At 45.2% G+C, this 21,624-nt stretch carries 16 protein-coding genes and 8 tRNA genes; 17 read left to right on the top strand and 7 right to left on the bottom strand.

Annotated elements, in window-relative coordinates:
* Window positions 1-40 precede the first annotated feature (40 nt).
* Together HG547_RS13215 and rpoS are read left to right on the top strand one after the other, a co-directional pair.
* Window positions 41-937 (top strand): peptidoglycan DD-metalloendopeptidase family protein, encoded by an 897-nt coding sequence (locus HG547_RS13215; RefSeq protein WP_169548071.1) that lies wholly within the window; start codon window positions 41-43, stop codon window positions 935-937.
* An 81-nt stretch (window positions 938-1,018) separates the two neighbouring features.
* The gene (rpoS, locus tag HG547_RS13210; protein ID WP_037421178.1) at window positions 1,019-1,999 is read left to right on the top strand and encodes an RNA polymerase sigma factor RpoS; all 981 of its coding nucleotides are present in this window, start codon (window positions 1,019-1,021) and stop codon (window positions 1,997-1,999) included.
* Window positions 2,000-2,082: 83 nt separating this feature from the next.
* Here the strand turns inward: rpoS and mutS are convergent, their stop codons facing one another.
* Entirely contained in the window at window positions 2,083-4,653 is a 2,571-nt protein-coding gene (gene mutS / locus HG547_RS13205; protein WP_169548070.1) for a DNA mismatch repair protein MutS, read from the bottom strand.
* 382 nt (window positions 4,654-5,035) lie between these two features.
* Here mutS and recA point away from each other — a divergent pair, with 382 nt between their 5' ends.
* The 13 genes from recA to HG547_RS13140 all read left to right on the top strand — a co-directional run bounded on the left by recA (window position 5,036) and on the right by HG547_RS13140 (window position 12,542).
* The gene (gene recA, locus HG547_RS13200) at window positions 5,036-6,109 is read left to right on the top strand and encodes a recombinase RecA (protein ID WP_037420979.1); all 1,074 of its coding nucleotides are present in this window, start codon (window positions 5,036-5,038) and stop codon (window positions 6,107-6,109) included.
* A gap of 74 nt (window positions 6,110-6,183) precedes the next feature.
* Entirely contained in the window at window positions 6,184-6,594 is a 411-nt protein-coding gene (locus HG547_RS13195; protein ID WP_047537217.1) for a regulatory protein RecX, read from the top strand.
* A 543-nt stretch (window positions 6,595-7,137) separates the two neighbouring features.
* A complete protein-coding gene (alaS, locus tag HG547_RS13190; protein ID WP_169548069.1) occupies window positions 7,138-9,762 on the top strand; it encodes an alanine--tRNA ligase in 2,625 nt (874 codons plus the stop codon).
* Window positions 9,763-9,771: 9 nt separating this feature from the next.
* On the top strand, window positions 9,772-11,028 hold the full coding sequence (locus HG547_RS13185; protein WP_037420970.1) for an aspartate kinase: 1,257 nt from the start codon (window positions 9,772-9,774) through the stop codon (window positions 11,026-11,028).
* 118 nt (window positions 11,029-11,146) lie between these two features.
* The gene (gene csrA / locus HG547_RS13180; RefSeq protein ID WP_006082602.1) at window positions 11,147-11,344 is read left to right on the top strand and encodes a carbon storage regulator CsrA; all 198 of its coding nucleotides are present in this window, start codon (window positions 11,147-11,149) and stop codon (window positions 11,342-11,344) included.
* Window positions 11,345-11,547: 203 nt separating this feature from the next.
* Window positions 11,548-11,639, top strand: a tRNA-Ser gene (locus HG547_RS13175).
* 20 nt (window positions 11,640-11,659) lie between these two features.
* Window positions 11,660-11,736, top strand: a tRNA-Arg gene (locus tag HG547_RS13170).
* 30 nt (window positions 11,737-11,766) lie between these two features.
* Window positions 11,767-11,843, top strand: a tRNA-Arg gene (locus HG547_RS13165).
* An 82-nt stretch (window positions 11,844-11,925) separates the two neighbouring features.
* A tRNA-Arg gene (locus tag HG547_RS13160) sits at window positions 11,926-12,002 on the top strand.
* 43 nt (window positions 12,003-12,045) lie between these two features.
* Window positions 12,046-12,122, top strand: a tRNA-Arg gene (locus HG547_RS13155).
* A 44-nt stretch (window positions 12,123-12,166) separates the two neighbouring features.
* Window positions 12,167-12,243 (top strand) — tRNA-Arg (locus HG547_RS13150).
* Window positions 12,244-12,279: 36 nt separating this feature from the next.
* A tRNA-Ser gene (locus HG547_RS13145) sits at window positions 12,280-12,371 on the top strand.
* Between the two features lie 94 nt (window positions 12,372-12,465).
* Window positions 12,466-12,542, top strand: a tRNA-Arg gene (locus HG547_RS13140).
* 433 nt (window positions 12,543-12,975) lie between these two features.
* Here the strand turns inward: HG547_RS13140 and HG547_RS13135 are convergent.
* The 3 genes from HG547_RS13135 to raiA form a co-directional block, all read right to left on the bottom strand.
* The gene (locus HG547_RS13135) at window positions 12,976-15,852 is read right to left on the bottom strand and encodes a valine--tRNA ligase (RefSeq protein WP_169548068.1); all 2,877 of its coding nucleotides are present in this window, start codon (window positions 15,850-15,852) and stop codon (window positions 12,976-12,978) included.
* 15 nt (window positions 15,853-15,867) lie between these two features.
* Window positions 15,868-16,332 (bottom strand): DNA polymerase III subunit chi, encoded by a 465-nt coding sequence (locus HG547_RS13130; RefSeq protein WP_169548067.1) that lies wholly within the window; start codon window positions 16,330-16,332, stop codon window positions 15,868-15,870.
* Window positions 16,333-17,501: 1,169 nt separating this feature from the next.
* Complete coding sequence (raiA, locus tag HG547_RS13125; protein ID WP_037420938.1) at window positions 17,502-17,858, bottom strand: ribosome-associated translation inhibitor RaiA; 357 nt, start codon at window positions 17,856-17,858, stop codon at window positions 17,502-17,504.
* A gap of 297 nt (window positions 17,859-18,155) precedes the next feature.
* Between raiA and HG547_RS13120 the strand changes: the two genes are divergently transcribed.
* Window positions 18,156-18,845, top strand: coding sequence for a cytochrome b/b6 domain-containing protein (locus HG547_RS13120; protein WP_169548066.1), 690 nt, complete (start codon window positions 18,156-18,158; stop codon window positions 18,843-18,845).
* Window positions 18,846-18,906: 61 nt separating this feature from the next.
* Here the strand turns inward: HG547_RS13120 and HG547_RS13115 are convergent, their stop codons facing one another.
* The gene (locus tag HG547_RS13115) at window positions 18,907-19,356 is read right to left on the bottom strand and encodes a cytochrome c (RefSeq protein WP_169548065.1); all 450 of its coding nucleotides are present in this window, start codon (window positions 19,354-19,356) and stop codon (window positions 18,907-18,909) included.
* A gap of 189 nt (window positions 19,357-19,545) precedes the next feature.
* On the opposite strand from HG547_RS13115, the gene trpR reads away from it, so the two are divergent.
* Window positions 19,546-19,821 (top strand): trp operon repressor, encoded by a 276-nt coding sequence (trpR, locus tag HG547_RS13110; protein ID WP_011073277.1) that lies wholly within the window; start codon window positions 19,546-19,548, stop codon window positions 19,819-19,821.
* A gap of 31 nt (window positions 19,822-19,852) precedes the next feature.
* On the opposite strand, the gene HG547_RS13105 is transcribed toward trpR, so the two are convergent.
* On the bottom strand, window positions 19,853-20,230 hold the full coding sequence (locus HG547_RS13105) for a hypothetical protein (RefSeq protein WP_037420926.1): 378 nt from the start codon (window positions 20,228-20,230) through the stop codon (window positions 19,853-19,855).
* A 193-nt stretch (window positions 20,231-20,423) separates the two neighbouring features.
* Window positions 20,424-21,086: a peptidylprolyl isomerase gene (slyD, locus tag HG547_RS13100; protein ID WP_169548064.1), complete on the bottom strand. Its 663-nt coding sequence runs from the start codon at window positions 21,084-21,086 to the stop codon at window positions 20,424-20,426.
* Window positions 21,087-21,624: the final 538 nt, after the last annotated feature.

The raw sequence follows: 21,624 nt of genomic DNA, 5'->3' as shown, positions 1-21,624 counted from the left end.
ATTACTAAAACAGTAAGATAGCCCCAAAAAGGAGTTTTTATTGTTGAATGCGGGTTTACTTTTAAACCTCAGTTTACTGTTGTTGCTTGCGGGCTGTAGCTTTCAGGCGAGTCGCCCCGCACCTGTCGAAAGTCTTTCCCACAATTATTCAAAGCACAACAAAGGCAATATTAAATCTAATTCATATAAAGTTAAGAAAGGCGACACTCTTTACTCTATTTCTTGGGCTGCAGGCAAAGATTACGCCGAAATTGCTAAAATTAATCAATTAGATAAATCGTATACCATCTATCCTGGTCAGGTTTTGTATTTAACATATGACCATAATCAAAATAGCAAACCTTCTACGACTTTAGGTGGAATTAATTCGGCAAGTAAAGGTGGGTATCAGCATAATAAAAATAAAAAACAATCAGTTAGTGATGATTTTTCTCAGAATTCTGTATCTAGTGAAACACAGAAAAAAACACTTGATCAGAAAGCAAAGCCTGCGTATTCTGCAACAAGTTCCCAACAAAATATTAACCCTTCAATTATTGCTCCGACATCGACACTACCCGATAGTGTAAGCCAGTGGCAATGGCCTGTAAGAGGTAAATTGATAGGAACATACTCTGCTAATGAGCAGGGAAATAAAGGTATTAAGATCGCAGGAAAACGTGGAGATATCATCAAAGCTGCAGCAGATGGGCGGGTGGTATACGCAGGTAGTGCGCTTAGGGGTTATGGTAATTTAGTCATTATTAAGCATAGTGACGATTACCTTAGTGCTTATGCTCATGCGGATCAGATCTTAGTCGACGAAAAGCAACATGTCCTCGCTGGACAGACGATTGCTAAAATGGGTAGTACAGGTACTAATCAAGTAATGTTACGTTTTGAAATTCGTTACCATGGTCAGTCTGTTAACCCACTCAACTACTTACCTAAGCAATGATTGTTTAGGGCCTTGTTTTGGCATGGAGGATAATAAATTGCAGTAATACAAGCAGTTAAATTAGGTTTGGGAGATTCGATCATGAGCCGCATAAATAGCACTGCCGTAGAAGAACTAGTAGATTTTTCCGTTGATGCCGCAGAGTTTGATCTCGATAAAGAGGATATCGCCGCTGATTTAGTTCAAGAACTAGGACTCGAACAACAGGTTCAAGATGACCTGCAAAAAAATCTTGATGCCACACAACTCTATTTAGGTGAAATAGGGTTTTCCCCACTGCTTAGTGCAGAAGAAGAAGTTTATTTTTCCCGTAAAGCCTTAAAAGGCTGCGAAAAATCCCGTAACCGCATGATCGAAAGCAACCTGCGACTCGTGGTTAAAATTGCCCGTCGTTACAATAATCGTGGTCTTGCGCTGCTGGATTTAATCGAAGAAGGTAATCTTGGTTTGATACGTGCTGTCGAGAAATTCGACCCAGAAAGAGGTTTCCGTTTCTCAACCTATGCGACTTGGTGGATCAGACAAACCATCGAACGTGCAATCATGAACCAAACTCGCACAATTCGCTTGCCTATCCATGTAGTAAAAGAGCTTAACGTATATTTACGTACAGCTCGGGAATTAGCACAAAAACTTGACCACGAACCTACGGCAGAAGAAATTGCCGAGAAACTGCAAGTATCCAGTGTTGACGTTAGCCGTATGCTGAAGCTCAACGAGAAGATCACTTCTGTCGATATTCCCTTAGGTGGCGATAACGACAAAGCGTTACTCGATGTGCTTGCTGATGACGATAACGTAGGTCCAGACTTTAAAGTGCAAGACGAAGACATCTCTAACTCAGTTGTTAAGTGGTTAAATGAACTTAATACCAAGCAAAGAGAAGTATTAGCGCGACGCTTTGGGTTATTGGGTTACGAGCCATCAACTCTTGAAGATGTTGGCGCTGAAATTGGTCTCACCCGTGAACGTGTGCGCCAAATCCAAGTGGAAGCCTTAAAACGCATGCGCGATTTGCTAGGGGCGCAAGGGCTATCTGTAGAGGCTTTATTTAGAAACTAATGCTTAAGGTTGTTTAATCAACCCATAAAAAAACGCCCATTTTGTGGGCGTTTTTATTATTAAGTTACGATGAACAAAGCTATTTAACTCGAGCGTTTAAGCTCATAGAGTAAATCCAGTGCCTGTTTGGGGGTCAGGTTATCGGGATTGATGGCTTTTAACTTGCTTACGGCCGGATTTTCCACTGGCTCCGGCAGGGCTAACAGGGTTTGAATCGGTGCCTTTGTGCCCTCTACTTGATGGTCGCGACTCTCAAGCTGATGTAGTTTATGTTTTGCCGCCTTAATCACCCGAGCTGGTACCCCTGCAAGGGCCGCAACTTGTAAACCGTAACTCTTACTGGCCGCACCTTCTTGCACCGCGTGCATAAAGGCGATGGTATCTTCGTGCTCAATCGCATCGAGGTGCACGTTATAGACCCCAGCCATGAGTTCCGGTAATTGTGTCAACTCGAAATAATGGGTCGCAAACAGCGTCATTGCGCCGACTTGCTGTGCTAAATACTCAGCCGCAGACCAGGCTAATGACAGGCCATCGTAGGTTGATGTGCCGCGACCAATTTCATCCATCAAGACTAAACTCTGCGCAGTGGCATTATGGAGAATATTGGCCGTTTCAGTCATTTCCACCATAAAGGTTGAACGGCCTGAGGCGAGATCGTCTGAGGCACCAATACGGGTAAAAATTCGATCGATAGGACCAATAATGGCGCGATCAGCTGGCACAAAGCTGCCAATGTGTGCCATTAGTGTGATCAGTGCAACTTGACGCATATAGGTCGATTTACCGCCCATGTTTGGACCTGTAACAATCAACATCCGGCGTTGATTGTGCAGAGTGACAGGGTTGGCGATAAAAGGCGTTTGACTCACACGCTCAACCACAGGGTGACGACCCGCCTCAATTTTTACTCCGATTTCGCTGCTCAGTTCTGGGCAGGTATAGCCTAAGGTTTCGGCACGTTCGGCAAAGTTACTGAGCACATCGAGTTCGGCGGCTGCTCTAGCAAAGGCTTGTAGCTCATGCAACTTGGGGAGGATTAAATCAAACAATTCGTCCCACAGTTGTTTTTCAAGTGCGAGGGCCTTACCTTGGCTCGACAGCACTTTTTCTTCATATTCCTTAAGCTCGGGCGTGATATAACGCTCCATATTCTTAAGGGTTTGACGGCGTTGGTAATTTAATGGCACTTGCTGTGATTGCAGACGGCTGACTTCAATGTAGTAACCATGGACTCGGTTGTAGCCTACCTTCAGCGTAGCAATGCCAGTGCGTTCTTTTTCCCGCGCTTCGAGTTGTACTAGATAATCGCTGGCACCTTCACTTAAGCCACGCCATTCGTCTAATTCGGCATTGTAGCCTTCACGGATTACGCCGCCATCACGGATAAGCATGGGCGGGTTATCGACAATAGCGCGCTCAAGCAGTTGTTGCTCTTCTGGAAACTCGCCTAAGAGTTGGCCTAGTTTCACTGTATGGGGGGCACTTAACTGTCCTAATGATTGCTGCAATTGAGGCAATAGGTTTAATGCTTGGCGTAGTCGGGCAAAATCCCGTGGACGAGCGGTACGAAGCGCCAGTCTTGCCATGATACGTTCGATATCACCTAGGGCTTTAAGCTGCTCATGCAATGACTCATGGGCCGCGGTCGCGAGCAACTCATTGACCGCAGTTTGGCGAGCAAAAATCTGTGCATGGTCCCTCAACGGCTGATGGATCCAGCGTTGTAACATACGGCTGCCCATGGCTGTGGCAGTATTGTCGAGCACGGCTGCTAGGGTGTTATCCCGACCACCACTCAAATTTTGTGTCAGCTCGAGGTTGCGGCGCGTTGCCGCATCCAAGACAATCGTATCGGTTTGATTAAAACGGGTAATAGCATTGATATGGGGCAAGGCGGTGCGCTGGGTGTCTTTTACGTACTGCATCAAGCAGCCTGCCGCTTGCAGCGATAGGCGAGCATCGGTTATGCCGAAACCGTGTAAATCCTTAGTGCCAAACTGGGCCAACAGCAGTTTGATACTGGTATCGTAATCAAATTCCCACTCAGGGCGGCGACGTTTGCCTTTAAAATGATGCAATAACTCAAGTGCACCAAAATCTTCGCTATAAAGAATTTCGACCGGATTCGTACGTTGCAATTCGGCTTCGAGGGACTCCTTCGTTTCTAATTCGGCAATCACGAAACGGCCAGAAGACACATCAAGAGTCGCATAGCCAAAGCCCACTTTGCCTTGATAAACCGCGGCCAACAGATTGTCTTGCCGCTCCTGCAATAGCGCTTCATCGGTTAAGGTTCCTGGGGTGACAATGCGTACGACTTTACGCTCAACCGGACCTTTTGAGGTGGCAGGATCGCCAATTTGTTCACAAATCGCAACCGATTGGCCAATTTGAACCAATTTTGCGAGATAGCCTTCAACTGCATGGTAAGGGATACCCGCCATCGGGATCGGGTCGCCACCACTTTTGCCTCGGGCCGTAAGGGAAATGCCCAATAATTCAGAGGCTCGTTTGGCGTCATCATAGAAGAGTTCATAGAAGTCACCCATACGATAAAACAGCAGCATGTCGTGATGCTCTGCTTTCATGGTCAAATATTGACGCATCATCGGGGTATTTTTTTCTAAATCATCGGTATCTATAGGATTCATTAAATCGTTATCGTCCGCTATGCCGGCCCTGAAATAGGGAATAAAGTCATACAGTAATGGGAGATAAAATCAGTTGATTTACACTATTACTGTCTAAAATCAATTGGCGCCAATCTTAGCAACAATTTACAGAAAATTGATCCTCAAAGCGTGGATATTCACTGATATCTTGATAAATCTGCAGTATGGGTGGGTAAAAGCTTGTCTAAACGGGAAAATTTTCAGGTATAAAAATAATTCATTCACAGGTATTGATACTGTATGATTGTACAGTATACTAGTCAGCAGATTACGACAAAGAGCCTCGCTTTTTGATCACCCGCTTTATTAAATTGAATATCACTTTTGACAGTACTGATGCTGTCTAGATGAGGGAACAGGAATGAAGGTCGATCCAAACAAAGAGAAAGCACTTGCTGCGGTATTGAGCCAAATTGAGAAGCAATTTGGTAAAGGCTCCATCATGAAGCTGGGCGAAGACCGCTCTATGGATGTTGAGACCATTTCTACTGGTTCTCTTTCCCTTGACGTTGCCCTCGGTGCGGGCGGCCTACCAATGGGCCGTATTGTTGAGATTTATGGCCCTGAATCATCAGGTAAGACAACTCTGACATTAGAAGTGATTGCAGCTGCTCAGCGCGAAGGTAAAACCTGTGCCTTTATCGATGCTGAGCACGCTCTCGATCCTATCTACGCGAAAAAGTTAGGCGTAGATATTGATAACTTATTGTGTTCACAACCCGATACCGGTGAACAAGCTCTTGAGATCTGTGATGCGTTAACCCGTTCTGGCGCGGTAGATGTGATCATCGTTGACTCGGTCGCGGCATTAACACCCAAGGCAGAAATTGAGGGCGAAATCGGTGACTCACATATGGGCTTAGCGGCGCGTATGATGAGCCAAGCGATGCGTAAGTTAGCGGGTAACCTCAAGCAATCGAATACACTGTTAATCTTCATCAACCAAATTCGTATGAAGATTGGTGTGATGTTTGGTAACCCAGAAACCACAACGGGTGGTAATGCTCTGAAATTCTATGCTTCTGTTCGTTTAGATATTCGCCGTACTGGTGCTATCAAAGAAGGCGATGAAGTGGTTGGTAACGAGACTCGTGTCAAAGTGGTTAAAAACAAAGTGGCTGCACCATTTAAGCAAGCTGAGTTTCAAATCCTTTACGGTCAAGGTATCAACCGTACTGGCGAGTTAGTCGATTTAGGGGTAGCCCATAAACTGATTGAGAAAGCTGGTGCTTGGTATAGCTACAAGGGCGATAAAATTGGTCAAGGCCGTGCCAATGCGGGTAAATATTTGACTGAAAACCCAGCCATTGCCGCTGAAATCGATAAGACATTGCGTGAGTTATTATTGAGTAACCCAAGTGCACTGGCATCATCAGCATCCGATGATGATAATATCGAGGGGAATATTGATTTAGAAACAGGCGAAGTATTCTGAGCCAGTCTGCCCGTCAAATTGCGGTCGCGCTGTTAGCGCGCCGCGATTATTCCCGCCAAGAAATCCGCACAAAACTGCTCGAAAAAGGCTTTGAGGTCGCTGATATCGATCCTGTGCTTGATGATTGTGAAGCGTCAGGATTTATCAATGATAAGCGCTATGCCGAGCTTCTCGTTCGAAGCCACATTGCCCGTGGTCATGGACCAATACGCATTCGTCAAGCTATTGCTCAAAAGGGGCTGACTAAAGATTGTATCGAAGCTGCCTTATCTGCAAATGAGCATGATTGGTTTGAGTTGGCAAAAGCGAAAGCCATCAAAAAGTATACGGTCCCTAAAGTGCTTGAAGTAAAAGGCTCACTATCCCGCGAGCAAATTGCAAAAGAAAAAGCCAAACGAGTACGGTTTTTACTGAGCCAAGGCTTTAATTACGAACAAGTCACCTATGCCTTAGATTATGATCCTTTGGAAGATAATGATGACTAGGGCGTGTTGACGTGTCAGGGTTATTTTTGCAGCAGTTTGGCTGGCTTTTCTGCCGCGTTATCGTCCGTTTATGTAGAATAACTACACTGCACTGACTTTGCCTTGCATAAAAGCCAGCCAAATGCTGCCTGAAGTGTTCGTCTGGCAAGCCTTTGCTCTTTGTCACTAGTCATTTGAGTAGAATAACTACACATCATTCCTCGTTTCGCGAGCACGAACTTGCCAGAACTAACAAAATTTAATCTCGAAACGTCAACACCCCCTAATGTAATCATATAAACTTGCCCTGGTCAGTTTGTGCTTATCATTCTTAACTCAGTTCATCTCCCTCGCAGAATTAGTCCTTTTTCACCACTTTCACCTTGGGTTGTTGTGATAAGCCCTGTATTAGATGAAAACTCATCGAAAATATTAGACTCCGAAGCGCGATATCGCTATTCAAGGCTGGTCGTCTTTCTTCAGTCTGCTTATAATGCTGGGCAAATAGAAATACGGCTACCTTATGGTGTAGCTGGTCATGCTTACCCAATTCAGGACGATTTCATGTATCAAACGACAGCAGCGCTTAGAAGTGCTTTCCTCGAATTTTTCCGCAGCAATGGTCACCAAGTTGTGGACAGTAGTTCTCTTGTACCAGGCAATGATCCCACGCTTTTATTCACCAACGCCGGTATGAACCAGTTCAAGGACGTGTTTCTTGGCATGGACAAACGTAGCTATACACGTGCGACCACTGCCCAACGCTGCGTCCGTGCGGGTGGTAAACACAACGATTTAGATAACGTTGGTTACACCGCGCGTCACCATACTTTCTTCGAAATGCTGGGTAATTTCAGCTTTGGTGATTACTTCAAAGAAGATGCGATTCGTTTTGGTTGGACCTTCCTGACTGAAGTATTGAAGCTACCAAAGGAGCGTCTGTGTGTAACTGTTTATCAAACAGATGATGAAGCCTTTGAAATTTGGAATAAAAAGATTGGTGTTGCTGCTGAAAACATCATTCGCATCGGCGATAACAAGGGCGCGCCATACGCTTCAGATAACTTCTGGCAAATGGGCGATACTGGTCCTTGTGGCCCTTGTACCGAAATTTTCTATGATCACGGCGACCACATTTGGGGTGGACGTCCTGGTAGCCCAGAGGAAGATGGCGACCGTTTCATCGAAATTTGGAACATCGTATTCATGCAATACAATCGCCAAGCATCTGGTGAAATGTTACCGCTGCCAAAACCCTCTGTCGATACTGGTATGGGGATCGAGCGTATCGCTGCGATTATGCAAGGCGTGCATTCAAACTACGAAATCGATATTTTCCGCGCCTTGATTGCTAAAGCGGCCGAAATCATCGGTGTGACTGACTTATCTAATAAGTCGCTGCGCGTTATTGCCGACCATATCCGTTCATGCGCCTTCTTAGTTGCCGATGGTGTGATGCCATCAAACGAAGGTCGTGGCTATGTACTGCGTCGTATTATTCGCCGCGCCGTGCGTCATGGTAACAAGTTAGGCGCCACCGAAGCCTTCTTCTACAAGTTAGTTCCGACGCTAATTGAAGTGATGGGCGATGCCGCTAAAGGTCTTGCTGATACCCAAGTGATTGTTGAAAAAGCCCTTAAAGCGGAAGAAGAGCAGTTTGCCCGTACGCTTGAGCGTGGTTTAGGTATTCTGGATAGCGCGTTAAACGAATTGCAGGGCGACACCTTAGACGGTGAAACAGTCTTCAAACTGTACGATACCTATGGCTTCCCAGTGGATTTAACCGCTGACGTATGCCGTGAGCGCAACATTATCGTCGACGAAGCGGGCTTTGAAGCGGCGATGGCTGAACAACGTAGCCGTGCTCAAGCCGCGGGTAACTTCGGCGCCGATTACAACGCAGCACTTAAGATCGATGCTGAAACCGCATTCTGTGGTTACTCAGAACTTACTGGCAATGCTAAAGTCACCGCGCTTTACCTGAACGGCGAGTCTGTTTCAGCGATCAATGCGGGTGATGATGCCGTAGTGGTGCTCGATGTAACGCCTTTTTATGCTGAATCGGGCGGCCAAGTCGGTGACAAGGGTGTATTAGTGGCTCAAGGTATTGAGTTTGCTGTTAGCGATACGCAAAAGTTTGGCCAAGCTTCAGGCCACAAAGGGACCTTAATGGCTGGTAGCTTAAGCGTTGGTCAAGTACTTGAAGCGAAAGTGGATAAAAAGCTACGTCACCGCACTCAGTTAAACCACTCTGTGACTCACTTATTACATGCTGCGCTGCGTCAAGTGTTGGGTACTCACGTTACTCAAAAAGGTTCGTTAGTTGACCCTGAGCGTTTACGTTTCGACTTCTCTCATTTCGAAGCTGTCAAACCTGCTGAGCTGAAACAGGTTGAAGAGTTAGTTAACACCCAAATTCGCCGCAACCATGAGCTGAAAGTCGCTGAAATGGCGATTGATGAAGCCAAAGAAAAAGGCGCTATGGCACTCTTCGGTGAGAAGTACGATGCTCAGGTGCGTGTTGTCACCATGGGCGATTTCTCTATCGAATTGTGTGGCGGTACCCATGTTGGCCGTACCGGTGACATTGGTCTGTTCAAAATTACCTCTGAAGGGGGTATCGCTGCGGGCGTTCGCCGTATCGAAGCGGTAACCGGCGCGGCAGCGATGGCCTATGTGGCACAGCAACAGGCACAACTTGAAGAAGCGGCAGCACTACTTAAAGGCGATACTCAATCCGTTGTGACCAAGCTTAAAGCCCAGCTGGATAAAATGAAGCAGCTTGAAAAAGACATACAGCAACTGAAAGATAAGTTAGCTGCGGCAGCGAGTGCGGATTTAGCGGGTGATGCGGTTGTGGTTAATGGCGTTAACGTGCTGATTAAGAAGCTGGAAGGCGTTGAGGCGGGGGCACTGCGCGGCCTGCAAGATGAGTTAAAGCAAAAGCTGAAATCTGCCGTTATCCTGCTCGGTGTTGCTCAGGAAGGCAAAGTGAACCTTATCGCGGGCGTGAGCAATGACTTAGTTAGTAAAGTCAAAGCTGGTGAACTGGTTGCTATGGTTGCTGCACAAGTGGGCGGTAAAGGTGGTGGTCGCCCAGATATGGCTCAAGCGGGTGGTAGCCAACCAGAAAATCTGGATGCGGCGCTATCTCAAGTATTACCTTGGATTACTGAGCGTTTAGCTTAAGAGGTTGCTGTGCTCGAAAAACGAAAGCTTAGTGGTAGCAAGCTTTTTGTGAAGAAGTTTGGCGGCACCTCGGTGGGTTCGATTGAACGCATCGAAGTAGTTGCTGAGCAGATTGCAAAGTCCGCTCACAGTGGTGAGCTGCAAGTATTGGTCCTTTCTGCTATGGCAGGTGAGACAAATAGGCTATTTGCGCTTGCGGCGCAAATCGATCCCCGCGCAAGTGCGCGGGAACTCGATATGCTTGTCTCTACGGGTGAACAAATCAGTATTGCGTTAATGGCGATGGCGTTGCAACGCCGCGGTATCAAGGCAAGATCCCTGACTGGCGATCAAGTGCAAATCCATACAAATAGCCAATTTGGTCGGGCGAGTATTGAAAGTGTTGATACGGAGTACTTAACCTCCTTGCTGGAACAAGGCATCGTGCCTATTGTGGCTGGATTTCAAGGGATCGATCCTAATGGCGATGTCACAACTTTAGGTCGTGGTGGCTCGGATACGACGGCTGTGGCGCTAGCGGCGGCGCTAAGAGCCGATGAGTGTCAAATATTTACCGATGTACCAGGCGTTTTTACGACAGACCCTAATATCGACAGCAGTGCTAGACGTCTCGATGTGATTGGTTTTGATGTCATGCTCGAAATGGCTAAGCTCGGTGCTAAGGTGCTTCATCCTGACTCGGTCGAATATGCGCAACGGTTTAAAGTACCGCTGCGGGTGTTGTCGAGTTTTGAAGCTGGTCAGGGCACATTAATTCAATTTGGTGATGAGTCTGAGCTTGCAATGCCCGCATCCGTACAAGGAATTGCGATCAATAAGGCCTTAGCAACCTTGACCATTGAAGGGTTATTTACCAGCAGTGAGCGTTATCAAGCCTTATTAGCTTGTTTGGCTCGACTTGAGATAGACGTTGAGTTTATTACTCCTTTGAAATTGAATGAAACTTCACCAGCGGAGTCTGTCAGCTTTATGTTGGCCGAGACGAAAGTGGATGTTTTATTACATGAGCTTGAAGTTTTAAGTGAAAGTCTTGATCTAGGCCAATTGAATGTTGAGCGTCAACGTGCAAAAGTGTCCTTAGTTGGCAAAGGTTTACAGGCAAAAGTTGGATTATTGACTAAGATGTTAGATGTATTGGGTAACGAAACAATCCATGCTAAGTTACTTTCGACATCGGAGAGTAAATTGTCAACTGTGATCGATGAAAGGGACTTACACAAGGCAGTTCGAGCGTTGCATCACGCATTCGAGCTAAATAAGGTGTAATTAAATAACTGTTTGAGTATTGAATACTATTAATTTGTACTCAGCTGACCCTATAATAAGCCCATCTACCGGATGAGTGCCGTGTGTAAGCTGAATTAAGACATAAAGGAGCTATCGAATGCTGATTTTGACTCGTCGTGTTGGCGAAACACTGATGATTGGTGATGAAGTCACAGTTACAGTGCTAGGGGTAAAAGGCAATCAAGTGCGTATCGGTGTGAATGCACCGAAAGAGGTTTCTGTTCACCGTGAAGAAATCTATCAACGCATTCAATCTGAAAAATCAGGTACGCCTTCAGAAGGCGGTAACTTTTAATACGAAGCTTATGCGAGTATTAGTCAGATAAAAAAGTCAGTTTTTAAACTGACTTTTTTATTTTTGAAACCGAAAGATTGGCGTAAATCAACACATTGGCTTGATATAACCGCAATGTGATTAAAAACAGTTCAAATGGAATCGGTTTCAGAAAAAGGGTTTGACTTATTTTCGTCAAACAGTAATATGTGCGCCAAGAAAACGGAGAGGTGGCCGAGTGGCCGAAGGCGCTCCCCTGCTAAGGGAGTATGGGCTTTATCTCCCATCGAGGGTTCGAATCCCTCCTTCTCCGCCATTTCTTACAAATAAAAAACTGCGCGTGTAGCTCAGCTGGATAGAGTACCTGGCTACGAACCAGGCGGTCGGAGGTTCGAATCCTTCCACGCGCACCATTTTTTATTGAAGCAAGATAGATACAAGTCGCGCATGTAGCTCAGCTGGATAGAGTACCTGGCTACGAACCAGGCGGTCGGAGGTTCGACTCCTTCCATGCGCACCATTTCTGCATCAGTTATGTTTAACTCATCAGGTTTGAATTTCAGAAGAAATTTTGTAATTAGTGCTTCAAGTAAGTGTTTTAAGCGCGTGTAGCTCAGCTGGATAGAGTACCTGGCTACGAACCAGGCGGTCGGAGGTTCGAATCCTTCCACGCGCACCATATTCAATCTTAATGCGAATGTGTTGAGATAACTGTTAAAACTGCGCATGTAGCTCAGCTGGATAGAGTACCTGGCTACGAACCAGGCGGTCGGAGGTTCGACTCCTTCCATGCGCACCAATTAGCAGACAGAGCAATTGCTTTGTTAGCAAAACGCAAAAATCGCGCGTGTAGCTCAGCTGGATAGAGTACCTGGCTACGAACCAGGCGGTCGGAGGTTCGAATCCTTCCACGCGCACCATTTTAGTAAGCATTAGCTTACAAATGCAGATTTTGCGGAGAGGTGGCCGAGTGGCCGAAGGCGCTCCCCTGCTAAGGGAGTATGGGCTTTATCTCCCATCGAGGGTTCGAATCCCTCCTTCTCCGCCATTCTATTCCTAGTGAATAGATTTAATTTGCGAGACTTAAGTGCTTCTTCTAGACTCTAGTCTGTCGGTAAGTTAGCAACTTACCCTGTATTTAAGCGCGTGTAGCTCAGCTGGATAGAGTACCTGGCTACGAACCAGGCGGTCGGAGGTTCGAATCCTTCCACGCGCACCATCTATTTAGTTAGATTTAGATAAGCCCTGCAAGCAATTGCAGGGCTTTTTTAATGGAATTTTTCCGCATAATCTCGCTTCAATCCTTATCTCTTCCTATGCTTTAGCGCCTTGATAATCCGCCTCTTACGCCACGTTATGGTTAATCCTGTACCTATGCCTTAAGCGGTAATGTTTATCGCGCTGGCTTGCTGTTTAGCACCTGATAAAGGGATAGCTGTAAGGGTTATCTTGACTCGCAAGCTGAGCTGTAAAAGAGACGAAGAGAAAAGCACGAACAAGGATTAATGTGTTTCTTTGCTTCTCGTCTTAGGAACGAGTCATGAGAGAGGTTTGAAGAGTGTTAGCGCGATCTAGGATGGAGCAATTTAGGACGGGTCAGGGGAAATAAAAAGGGCTATAAAATACAGCCCTTTTTAGCGTAGATGCCGTGATTAGGCTTCTAACTTAGCAAACTCGGCTTTTTGCTCTTTTAGTTTGTCCATATCGCGGGTCAAATCGGCCATCTTAGCGCGCTCTTTATCAATGACGGCTGGCGGTGCTTTCGCCACGAAGCCTTCATTCGATAATTTACCTTCGATACGGCCAATCTCTTGAGTCAGCTTTTCAAGCTGCTTGTCGATACGAGCCATTTCGGCCGCCACATCCACTAGACCTGCCATAGGAATTAATAATTCCATTTCGCCAATTAGACCTGTGGTCGACATTGGCGCCGTTTCACCTTCGCCAAGAATCGTCATGCTCTCTAAGCGCGCAAGCGTTGTGAAGAAGGCTTGGTTAGCCTCAACGCGGGCTTGGTCTTGGGCACTCACGCCACGCAGTAGGGCGTTTAATGGCTTAGAAGGCGCGATATTGAGCTCGGCACGGATATTACGTACTGCAACAATCACTTGCTTAACCCACTCGAGGTCGGCCATCGCGGTCGCATCTACTTTGGCGGCATCATAGCTTGGGAATGGTGCCAGCATGATGGTGTCGCCTTGGGCGCCAGTCAGTGGTTTAACGCGTTGCCAGATGGTTTCAGTGATGTATGGCATCATTGGGTGCATCAGACGTTGCATCGCTTCTAACACATTGACCAACGTATGGCGGGTGCCGCGCATTTGCGCTTCATTGCCGTTTTGCAGTACTGGCTTAGTTAACTCTAAGTACCAATCGCAGAACTGGTTCCAAGTGAACTCGTACAAGGTGTTGGCTGCGAGGTCGAAGCGGTAGTTTGCCATGTGGTCGTCGTAGGTTTTTACGGTTTGGTTGAATAAACCGATGATCCAGCGATCCGCCAGTGACAGTTCCATCTCACCGCCTTGGTAATCCGGTGAGTTCGGGCCGCAATCTTGGCCTTCGGTATTCATCAGCACGTAACGTGATGCGTTCCAAAGTTTGTTACAGAAGCTGCGGTAACCGTCTAAACGCTTCATATCCCAGTTGATATCACGGCCAGTTGAGGCCATTGCCGCTAGGGTAAAGCGTAGGGCATCGGTACCGTGGGCTTCGATGCCATTTTCAAACTCTTTACGGGTGCTTTTTTCGATCTTGGCGGCCAGTTGTGGCTGCATCATGTTGCCAGTACGTTTTTCAACAAGGGCTTCTAGATCGATACCGTCGATCATATCCAATGGGTCAAGTACGTTGCCCTTAGATTTTGACATCTTGTTACCCGCTTCATCGCGGATAAGGCCGGTCACATAAACGGTTTTAAATGGCACCTGTGGCTTACCGTCTTCATCTTTGATGAAGTGCATGGTCATCATGATCATACGGGCAACCCAGAAGAAGATGATGTCAAAACCCGTGACCAGCACATCGGTCGGGTGGAAGGTTTTTAAATCTTCAATATTGTCAGGCCAGCCTAAGGTCGAGAATGTCCACAGGGCAGAGCTGAACCAAGTATCCAGTACGTCTTCATCTTGGCGCAGGGCGATAGCATCATCGATATTGTGCTTAGCACGCACTTCAGCTTCGGTGCGGCCCACATAAACTTTACCGTTCGCATCGTACCAAGCGGGGATGCGGTGACCCCACCATAATTGGCGAGAGATACACCAATCTTGAATGTCGCGCATCCAAGAGAAGTACATGTTTTCGTACTGCTGCGGCACAAACTTAATATCGCCATTTTCAACGGCTTCGATGGCAGTTTTCGCCATAGGCGCAACGGCAACGTACCATTGGTCGGTCAGCATCGGCTCAATAACTACGCCTGAGCGGTCACCGTAGGGCACTTTTAGGCTGTGTGGCGCGATTTTTTCGAGCAGACCTAAGGTTTCAAACTCTGCCACGATTGCATCACGGGCTTTGAAACGATCTAAACCTGCGAAACGCTCAGGTAGGCTGCCATCTAAGGTGGTGTTGATGGTGCCATCGGTATTGACGACTTCGGCTGATGCGCGAATGGCCGCATCTAAGGTCAACACGTTGAACATGGGCAGCTTATGGCGCTTACCAACTTCATAGTCATTAAAGTCGTGGGCAGGGGTGATTTTCACGCAACCTGTACCAAAAGCCATGTCCACATAGTCATCGGCAACGATTGGGATGCGACGATTAACGATAGGCAGCAGAATAAATTTGCCGATCAGTGCTTGATAACGCTCATCGTCTGGATGAACTGCAACCGCGCTATCGCCTAACATAGTTTCTGGACGCGTGGTGGCGACTTCGAGGTAATCTTTACCGTCAGCAGTCAGTTCGCCATCGGCTAATGGATAACGCAGATGCCACATGTGGCCTTGCTTTTCTTTGTTTTCCACTTCGAGATCAGAAATCGCGGTATGCAGCTTGGGATCCCAGTTTACTAAGCGTTTACCACGGTAAATCAAATCATCTTCATAGAGACGGACAAACACTTCTTGAACGGCTTTAGACAAGCCTTCGTCCATGGTAAAACGCTCACGGTCCCAATCCACAGAGGCGCCCATACGACGTAGCTGCTTAGTGATGGTGCCGCCCGATTGCGCTTTCCATTCCCAGACTTTTTCCATAAAAGCATCGCGGCCAAGATCATGGCGGCTCTTGCCTTCTTCGGCTTCAAGCTTACGCTCAACCAGCATTTGAGTCGCAATACCCGCATGGTCAGTACCGACTTGCCACAGGGTGTTTTTACCCTTCATACGTTGGTAGCGGATCAGGGTATCCATGATGGTATCTTGGAAAGCGTGACCCATGTGCAGACTGCCCGTCACATTGGGCGGTGGGATCATGATGCAATAGTTGCCCTGTGAGGCATCGCCGTGGGGCTTAAAGTAACCTTGCTCTTCCCAGTTTTGGTAAAGAGTCTGCTCAATGGACTGAGGATCGTATGTTTTTTCCATGGGAACGTATCTGTCTCAAGCTAAATTAAGTGGATGTGTTGCTAAATTTTGGGTTGTTAATTCAATCCCTAAGCCACGATATTGGCGGTAGCGTTCACGTGCTATCGCCTTATGTTGGTCGTCATTAGCTACAAAATCGAAGATTTGACCAAAGTTTACCGCAAATGGCGGTACTTGGTCTGCAAGATTAATCAGAAGTTGACGACTTTTGTTAGGTCCAAGTCGATCAAAACCGATTTCAACGGGGGAACCCGTGGTTGAGCCTTCACCTTTGAGGTTATGGGGGACAAATGCACTGGGTTCAAACTGCCATAGTAACTCGTCGATTTCGAAGGCGATGTTCTTGTCCTGACAGTGAATATAGACCTGCTGCTGGTTTATAAATCCCTGTTGGGCCAAGCGGCAAGCCAATTGATACATGTCACTAAAGGCCGTGTTCACGCCCATCGGCGGCAGTAGATAAAACAGCGCTTGAGTCATGATTTCAATGCCTTGCTTTGAGTTATGGACGAACGGGTAAGTCTACACTAAAACTCGAGCTGGGTTAACGCTTAGCTCTGGGGTTTTTAGCGGTAGATTAAGCTACGGGGGACTGGTGTTTCACTTAAACAGTTACTGTGCGAAATGTGCATTAGCTTAAGAACAAGCTTGATACTAAGTGCTTAAGTAAATGGTTGAACGACTATGGAGTATAAAAGCAAAGCGCACCCGAAGGTGCGCTGGTTGAAAGACTGGTCAAACAAACTATTCCTCCTAGGTTATTGAGCATTGTTATTAAAGGATTCATTGACGCTTTGTGAATAAACAAACAGATATTGCATTAGATTTGTTTATTCAGCATGTTAACTCACTTTTCAACTTACAACTTTAGCTTACATTTTCACTTACGATTACACTTTAGAACATAGATAAAGAAATCTGGCCGATATTAGTACTTAAAAAGGTACTGGGTATTTTGCTGTTAAGCAGCTCGCCTTGTTTCGTGTTATCTAAATTCTTTTTACTGACTATTTGTAATATGCCCACTTGCTCATATTACCGATAACGCTATTAACCTCCTCATATTGTTTGACTGTTAAGAAGCTAATTCACCTAAAGTGGCCTTTCATGGTACCTATGCGGCTCTATTGCTAACGTCCTCCTCTTGGTTGTTACATTTGGGCTTGAAGAGTGTGTAAGACTTAAACTGGCAATATGATGTAGTAGGTTACTCCTTAATGATCGACTCGTGTGTTAACACCCATTAGTGCGTTTGTCGTTAGTTGTTGGTCATCGGTTTGTACTTTTAGTAACCTCGCATCTCATTTGATAATCAGATGGGAAACGCATAAACATTACAGCTTGGCGTTACCGAATTTATGTGGCTGCTTTAATGCTTTATGTGACTACGTGTGTCACTGTTTTTGAGTGTGAGTTTTGTATGGCGGCGTACTCCTTCTTGTGGTTGTATTAAATGCTATTAAGCTGAAATTCACATCACTTCGATTCTGCTGTCACTTAGTAAAGTGTAGTAGTTATTTAAAGGTTCACACTCTTTTTACTGGCCATTAGGATGGCCTATCAAACTTTTGCTAAAAAATGTGACCTATTAAACCTTATCTACTTTTATGCTCTCGAAGTGATGTGGTCTCGCACTAACATCGAGTAACTTAAGCTGCATCTTCCTCCTCGTAATCATCCTCGACATTAATAGCCTCTTCGGGATGAGCAATGGATGTAAAACGTTGTGCTTCAGGTTTGTGGGTTAATCGATTGAGTTGCTTCTCTAATTTTTGACCCATAGCAGTGATAGCTGCATAAAGATTATCGTGTTTAGCTTGAGCAAAAAGTTCTCCATTTGGGATGCCAACCGACGCTTCAATTTTGAAACCAGGTTTCTCCTCGGTAATAATGACATGGGGATTAATCAACTGCACATCATGTCTAGAAAGTTTCTCCAAACGGCTTTCAATGCGTTCACGGATTGGGGCAGTTACTTCTAATTGCTTGCTCGTAATCTTTAGCATATGTCGAACCTTCTATTTATTTTCTTCAGTTTCAGATTACCAATCTACACCTTTAAAAACGAGATATAAATCACATTTTTTGTCCAGTTAGATACTGTTCGTTGGATATTTGATCGCTTAGACAAATCTCGGTGATTCTTAGCCAAAAAGGCTTGTATTGGCTATCAGAACAGGCCATATTTGATGGGATAACTCCGCAGTCTTTCCTATCATTTACCTATCTTTACTTTAAGTTTTTCACTAGATCCCGATAAAATACCTTCACTTATTTCATTGTTTCGTCGAGTGGCAGGTATTATGGAAACCGAACATATCAAAGTTAAGGTCTGGGATTTACCCATACGCTTTTTTCACTGGGGCATGGTGGCCCTAATGGCCTTATTGTGGTGGAGCGCCGAAGTGGGCGAAATGCAATGGCACCAAATCTTTGCTTATAGTCTGTTGATCTTGATTGGCTTTCGTCTTTTGTGGGGCTTAATTGGCAGTGATACAGCCAGATTTAGCCACTTCGTGCACCACCCTAGGGTTGTGTTTGAGTATTTAAACGAAGTTCGATCAAAGGGCGTGTCTGTGGTATTAGGACATAATCCGATGGGCGGTTATATGGTAATTGTGTTGATTGCCATTATTAGCTTACAGCTAATCACTGGACTGTTTGCTACCGATGATGTGTTTACCGAAGGTCCGCTATACAGCTATGTGAGTGCTGATACGGGTTCGTTTCTCACTTGGTTACATAAGATGAATTTTAACCTGATCTTAGCCTTAACTGCCGTGCATGTGTTGGCGGTTATTGTGCACGCGCTTAAAGGTGACAAGTTAGTCGGTGCGATGGTTAGCGGTTACAAGTGTGTATCTAAGTTTGAGTATGCAAAGTTAGAGTCTCAGTTGGTTTTTAAATCACTGTGGCTGGCATTAATCCTGCTGCTAATCATCGCAGGGGTTGTATTTACTTATTTGATGTGGCCTGTAGTGCAAGTGCTTTAGCGGATGCTTAGGAGTAAAAAGCCTGCATATTGCAGGCTTTTTACAAGAGATTACGAGAACATTAATCTTTTTTGTAAATGTCATGGCAGCCTTTACAGCTCTTGCCAGTATCCATAAAGGCTTGCTTGATTTCAGCTTGGTCACCTTTTTGAGCAACAGTCGCTAAAATTGCAGCATTTTCTTGGAAGGTTTTCATCTTAGCGTCAAAGTCAGCCTTGTCTTGCCATACTTTGGCTAGGGCTTCGGTATCGCCTTTATCTGAACCTTCAATAAAACCTTCGAAAGGGATGTGTGAAAGCGCAGCGACATTTTTTGCGCGCATCGCAAAGGTTTCAGCATCGAAAGGCTTTTTACCTTTCATCATGGCGCCCATATCACCAAAGTTATAAGCAATTAAGCTGAATCCAGATTGGCGATATTGAATCGCATCTTTTGCATCTTCAAAATTGTGTGCTTGAGCAGTTGAAGCCAATAAGGTACCGGCAACGAGAGTTAGGAGTAATTTTTTCATCGTATTCTCACAAATTAGCGTCGAAGTGTGACATTGCTCTGCTATTGTACACAAATTAACTCAATGTACTAGAAGCATTTTTGTCAGTTTTTGTCTAGGTAGGAGGGATAAACGTAACAAGTTATTTGTTGGTAGAGTAAATCTGCTAAACTGCCGTTGTAATGCTTAAACAATACTTATGGGGCGATTATGCGAGCCAATTGGGACTTAGTATTAGAAAAAATTTTGAGCCATGGGAATTATGAAGAGCTGTCGGTATTGTTTCATTTATTGCTGACCGAGGAAGAGCGCAGCGCTATTGCCGGTCGGCTAAAAGTCTTCCAGCTATTGCTAAATGGAGAAATGAGCCAGAGACAAATTGCTGCCGAGTATCAGGTGAGTATTGCGACTATTACCCGTTGTTCTAACTATTTAAAGAATATGGCACCCAGCCATAGGGATAAAATCCAACAGCTTATCAGTTAATTATTTGGGCTCCATTGGACTAGATATTTGATTAAAACTGGGGAGTTGTCGGTATTTTATGTCGGCGGTGGATGGAGCGTCTAACGAGAATATAAAAACTATAACTGAGTAACATAATGGCCAACAAAGGATAAAGATTTTTAGGGAAAAATTTAAAAATAGCTAAGGCAGAAAAGAGATAAATAAAAGGCAATAAATCGTAAATTGTCTTAGGTAGATATCCAGATTTTCGGCGTTTTACAGGATCGGTTCGGCGATTTTGAGAACGTAAATTGTAAATTCTGGCGCCCAAAACAAACACAACAAGAGCAGCAATCAGCGCATAATCAGGTTCTAGCAGCATAAAGCTTAAACAGCCTAGTACCATATAGCCAAAGGGTAAAACTTCATATACTGGTTTTGCTAACATATGCACTCCGTTGCGTGATGTTTATATCGATTTGAAAATATTGTTTTTTTTAGCTGAAAATGCTGTTTGATTTTAAACTTCCCTATTTACCTGCTGATTATAATCATTTGGCGATAAAAAAAGCACCTCCTTATTTAAGGAAGTGCTTTTTTATCAGCTCCTCTGGGAGGGCTATTAGGCTTGTGAACCTACATTAGCCGCGGCAGCCGCAGCCACCGTTGCCATCACATCCCGCTTTAGGTGTGTCACAAGCTTCGTGATCATGGTCATGGTGGTGATGCCCATGGTCATCAGAACCCCCGCAGCAGCCACCAACATCATGACCTGAGCCACCACAGCATCCGCCGCCATGGTCATGTTCATGGCTGTGTCCATGACTGCCACATCCGCCGTGTGCATGAATATGTCCATGGGCAATTTCTTCAGCTGTCGCTTCACGTACATCGATGACTTCAATGTTAAAGCTGAGTGCTTGGCCTGCTAATGGATGGTTGCCATCAACAATCACAACATCATCTTTAACTTCGATGACTTGAACTGGACGCTGGCCCATTTCGGTTTCTGCAATAAAGCGCATACCTGGCACGATGTCTTCGATATCACCGAATGCATCTAATGGTACTGCCTGGCGAAGGCCATCATGGTACGGACCATAGGCCTCTTCGGCACTGATCGTCACGTCCAGTTTTTCGCCCTTAATTTTACCTTCTAATGCGGCTTCTAATCCTGGGATTAGGTTTTCTGTACCATGCAGATACAACATTGGTTCGGCATCAAAAGAGTCTTCTAAAAGTCTGCCTTCTTGATCTGATAAACGGTAATGAATGGTTACCGCGCTGTGTTGGGTGATCTTCATATCGCCTCCGGTTCGGAATGTGCGCGCATAATAACGCGCTTTTAGGGTGCTGGCGATAATTTGAAGTTGCTTATGTTAGATATCGCACAGCTTTTTGTGAGTTCGATTTACTGAGATTAAGGACGATACAAAAGATGAATTGTGGTTTTTTATGAGTTGCCCTTTGTTATGTGCGGAAACAGACTGAAATGCTTTAATTTTCGAATGATGAAAAAATATCATTATAAATTATTTATTTTTTAATAGGTTAAATTGATTGTAATTGTCTGGCGTTACGTTTACGTAAACAGTTTTATATTGATGAAAACGTATTTTTAGCCTATGAAAACTTGATATTTATTAATCTTGAATCACTAATTTACTCAAGTGAAAGATTTGTGCATAAATAATCCAGTTTGGGGGTTGACAAGGTTAGGTGAAAAAGGCAATTCTGTTTAACATCACATTGACATAGATAAGTCTAAACGTATGCATAGCCTTGGTTTCGTAGTAATTACCATTATTACAACCACCACTACAACCACCACTACAACCACCA

It is taken from the genome of Shewanella sp. DNRA4 (assembly GCF_012843185.1).
Classification (GTDB): Bacteria; Pseudomonadota; Gammaproteobacteria; order Enterobacterales; family Shewanellaceae; genus Shewanella; species Shewanella xiamenensis.
The sequence above is the reverse complement of the archived record's forward strand: the minus strand, read 5'-3'. Positions and strand labels throughout refer to the sequence as shown.